This window comes from Serratia sp. (in: enterobacteria), from assembly GCF_046715635.1.
Taxonomy (GTDB): Bacteria; Pseudomonadota; Gammaproteobacteria; order Enterobacterales; family Enterobacteriaceae; genus Chania.
Genome location: NZ_JBKJYW010000118.1, coordinates 1 through 3,416, shown reverse-complemented (window position 1 = coordinate 3,416; position 3,416 = coordinate 1). Strand labels below are relative to the sequence as shown.

The 3,416-nt window shown below is 53.1% G+C and carries 4 protein-coding genes; 3 read left to right on the top strand and 1 reads right to left on the bottom strand.

Annotated features, from left to right (window positions below; all coding sequences use genetic code 11):
* Together ACLQ7H_RS05665 and ACLQ7H_RS05660 are read left to right on the top strand one after the other, a co-directional pair.
* The coding region (locus ACLQ7H_RS05665) for a class I adenylate cyclase (RefSeq protein ID WP_411751833.1) at positions 1 to 2,118 on the top strand (2,118 nt) is incomplete at its 5' end.
* Between the two features lie 36 nt (positions 2,119 to 2,154).
* On the top strand, positions 2,155 to 2,355 hold the full coding sequence (locus tag ACLQ7H_RS05660; protein ID WP_411751832.1) for a hypothetical protein: 201 nt from the start codon (positions 2,155 to 2,157) through the stop codon (positions 2,353 to 2,355).
* Positions 2,356 to 2,375: 20 nt separating this feature from the next.
* On the opposite strand, the gene cyaY is transcribed toward ACLQ7H_RS05660, so the two are convergent.
* A complete protein-coding gene (cyaY, locus tag ACLQ7H_RS05655; RefSeq protein WP_411751831.1) occupies positions 2,376 to 2,696 on the bottom strand; it encodes an iron donor protein CyaY in 321 nt (106 codons plus the stop codon).
* Between the two features lie 107 nt (positions 2,697 to 2,803).
* Between cyaY and ACLQ7H_RS05650 the strand changes: the two genes are divergently transcribed.
* Positions 2,804 to 3,416, top strand: a 613-nt coding sequence (locus tag ACLQ7H_RS05650) for an RNA-guided endonuclease InsQ/TnpB family protein (protein ID WP_411751830.1), incomplete at its 3' end; no start/stop codon positions are given.

Here is a 3,416-nt window from a genome sequence, read left to right as displayed (position 1 = left end):
GGGGTGGAAGTCAGCTTCTTCCTGATCGACGAAAACCGCTTCCGCCATAACGAAAGCGGCAGCCTGGGCGGTGAAGACTGCGGCTCTACCCAACATATCCTGTTGCTCGATGAGTTCTACCGCACGGCCGTGCGCCTGGCGGGGAAACGCATCCTGTGGAACATGGTACCGGGCGAAGAGGAAGCGCATTACGATGAATATGTGCTTTCGCTCTATTCGCAAGGTGTATTAACCCCGAATGAGTGGCTGGACCTCGGCGGATTGAGCACGCTCTCTGCCGAAGAGTTCTTTGGTGCCAGCCTGTGGCAGCTGTATAAGAGCATTGATTCGCCTTACAAGGCGGTGCTGAAAACGCTGCTGCTCGAAGCCTATTCGTGGGAATACCCGAAAACTCAGTTGCTGGCGATGGGGATCAAACATCGTCTGCACCAGGGGGAGATCGTCTGCTTTGGCCTTGATGCCTATTGCATGATGCTGGAGCGTGTCACCCACTACCTGACTGAAATCAACGATACCACCCGCCTTGACCTGGTTCGTCGCTGCTTCTATCTGAAGGTCTGCGAGAAGCTGTCGCAGTCCAACAACGCCACTATCGGTTGGCGGCGGGAAATCCTCAGCCAACTGGTCAGTGAATGGGGCTGGGACGAAGAGCGGTTGGCGATCCTCGATAACCGGGCTAACTGGAAGATCGAACGGGTGCGCGAAGCCCATAACGAACTGCTGGATGCGATGATGCAAAGCTATCGCAACCTGATCCGTTTCGCTCGCCGCAACAATCTCAGCGTCAGTGCCAGCCCGCAGGATATCGGAGTATTGACCCGTAAACTGTACGCGGCCTTTGAAGCACTGCCGGGTAAGGTGACGCTGGTGAACCCGCAAATTTCACCAGACCTGTCAGAAAACGACCTGACCTTTATTCATGTGCCGATTGGCCGCGCCAACCGCACCGGCTGGTACCTGTACAACCAGGCACCGGAGATGAGCTCGATCGTCAGCCATCAGCCGCTGGAATATAACCGCTATCTCAACAAGCTGGTGGCCTGGGCCTATTTCAACGGCCTGCTGACGTCGCGCACCCGCTTGCATATCAAGAGCGGCAATATCTGCGACACCGCCAAGCTGCAGGAACTGGTTACCGACGTGTCGCACCATTTCCCGCTGCGCCTGGCAGCTCCGACGCCGAAGGCACTCTACAGCCCGTGCGAAATTCGCCATCTGGCGATTATCGTCAATCTGGAAAACGACCCGACGGCGGCCTTCCGTAATCAGGTGGTGCATTTCGATTTCCGCAAGCTGGACGTGTTCAGCTTTGGCCAGCAGCAGCAATGCCTGGTTGGCAGTATCGATCTGCTGTACCGCAACTCATGGAATGAAGTGCGCACCCTGCATTTCAGCGGTGAGCAGTCGGTGCTTGAAGCGTTGAAGACCATTCTGGGCAAGATGCATCAGGATGCCGCGCCGCCGGAATCGGTGGAGGTGTTCTGCTATAGTCAGCACTTACGTGGTCTGATCCGTACCCGCATTCAACAACTGGTTTCCGAGTGTATCGAGCTGCGTCTTTCCAGCACTCGTCTGGAGCCGGGCCGGTTTAAAGCGGTGCGTGTGGCCGGGCAAACCTGGGGCCTGTTCTTTGAACGCCTGAGCGTCTCGGTGCAGAAGCTGGAAAACGCCGTAGAATTCTACGGGGCGATCTCCAACAACAAACTGCATGGCTTGTCGATCAAGGTGGAAACCGATCAGGTGCATTTGCCACCGGTGGTAGATGGTTTTGCCAGCGAGGGGATCATCCAGTTCTTCTTTGAAGACACCACGGATGATAAAGGCTTCAACATTTACATTCTGGATGAGTCGAACCGGGTTGAGGTTTATCACCACTGTGAAGGGAGCAAAGAGGAGTTGGTGCGCGACGTCAGCCGCTTCTACTCCTCCTCACACGATCGCTTTACCTACGGCTCCAGCTTTATCAACTTCAACCTGCCGCAGTTCTATCAGATTGTGCATCTCGATGGACGCATCCAGGTGATCCCATTCCGCAGCAATGCGCTGTCGAACCTGTGTATCTCGGTCGCCGACGGCAATGCCGCACAGCCTCTGAAGCAACAGTTCCAGCTGCATTAATCCATGGATTTCAGAAGTAAGTCGGAGGAAGGTCTGATGAGTGAACGTAACATTTTTGCAGAGCTTCAAGAAGGAATGGAAGCTTGGGGAATGTACAACGAGCTCGCGAGGGCAGGGTTTGGCAAAACCGAACAAACAAGCGGTGCTATTGATCAAAATAATCGACAAATATCCCCAAACTCTTGCAGAACTGGCAACCCTTTAAACGTTGCCAACCCCCGGTCTGGGGCGCAGTAGCTTGCGCCCCTCTGCAAAACTCAGCTAAAACTGACCGTCTCACCGGACTGTGTGCTAGCCGCTTCACTCAGCAACTCGTAAAATTCCCGGCCGCTGCGATCGCACTGCCAACTCTCGTCGCGATAGTTAAAGTGATAGCCACCGGCCTTGGTGGCCAGCCACACCTGGTGCAACGGCTCCTGACGGTTGATCACAATCTTGCTGCCGTTTTCGAAGCTTAGCGTCATCACCCCACCATTGGTTTCGTAATCGATATCTGCATCACCGTCAAAATCGTCCAGGGTCTGTTCAATATTCAGTATCAGTTGGTCGGCCAACTGGTGAAACTCGCTATCGTTCATCAGATTTCCTCCGGGAAACCTCGGCCTTTAGGCCGGGGAGGAAAGGAGACGGTTTTCAAGCTAACTTCTTTTTGTCTTTTCACTATAACTCCTGTAATTTTGTACATATGAAACGCGCCTACAAATATCGGTTTTATCCAACACAGGATCAGATTGAGTTTTTAGCTCACACCTTCGGCTGTGTGCGTTTTGTCTACAATTCAGTTCTTCGCTGGCGAACTGATGCGTACCGCGAACGACAGGAGAAGATCGGCTACATTCAGGCCCATGCCCGACTAACCGCCCTAAAAAAAGAGCCTGAATTTACCTGGCTGAATGATGTTTCCTGCGTCCCGTTACAGCAGACTCTTCGCCACCAACAGACCGCCTTTTCTAACTTCTTTGCGGGGCGTGCCAAGTACCCAACATTCAAAAGCAAACACCACAAACAATCTGCTGAATTTACGGCGAGTGCCTTTAAATACCGTAACGGCAAGCTGTACATGGCTAAAAGCACAACGCCACTCTATGTTCGCTGGAGTCGTGAACTCCCCTCGACACCTTCAACCGTCACCATTTCCAAAGATGCATCAGGTCGATATTTCGTGTCCTGTTTGTGCGAATTTGAATCAAAATCACTGCCTGTTACCGCAAAAATGACGGGCATTGATATGGGTTTAAAAGATTTGTTCGTCACTGATAGCGGATTTAAAACCGGCAATCCCCGCCACACGGCGAAGT

Excerpts from the sequence above, each read along its gene's own strand:
- cyaY (WP_411751831.1), bottom strand. The coding sequence starts at position 2,696 with ATGAACGATAGCGAGTTTCACCAGTTGGCCGACCAACTGATACTGAAT.
- ACLQ7H_RS05660 (WP_411751832.1), top strand. The coding sequence starts at position 2,155 with ATGAGTGAACGTAACATTTTTGCAGAGCTTCAAGAAGGAATGGAAGCT.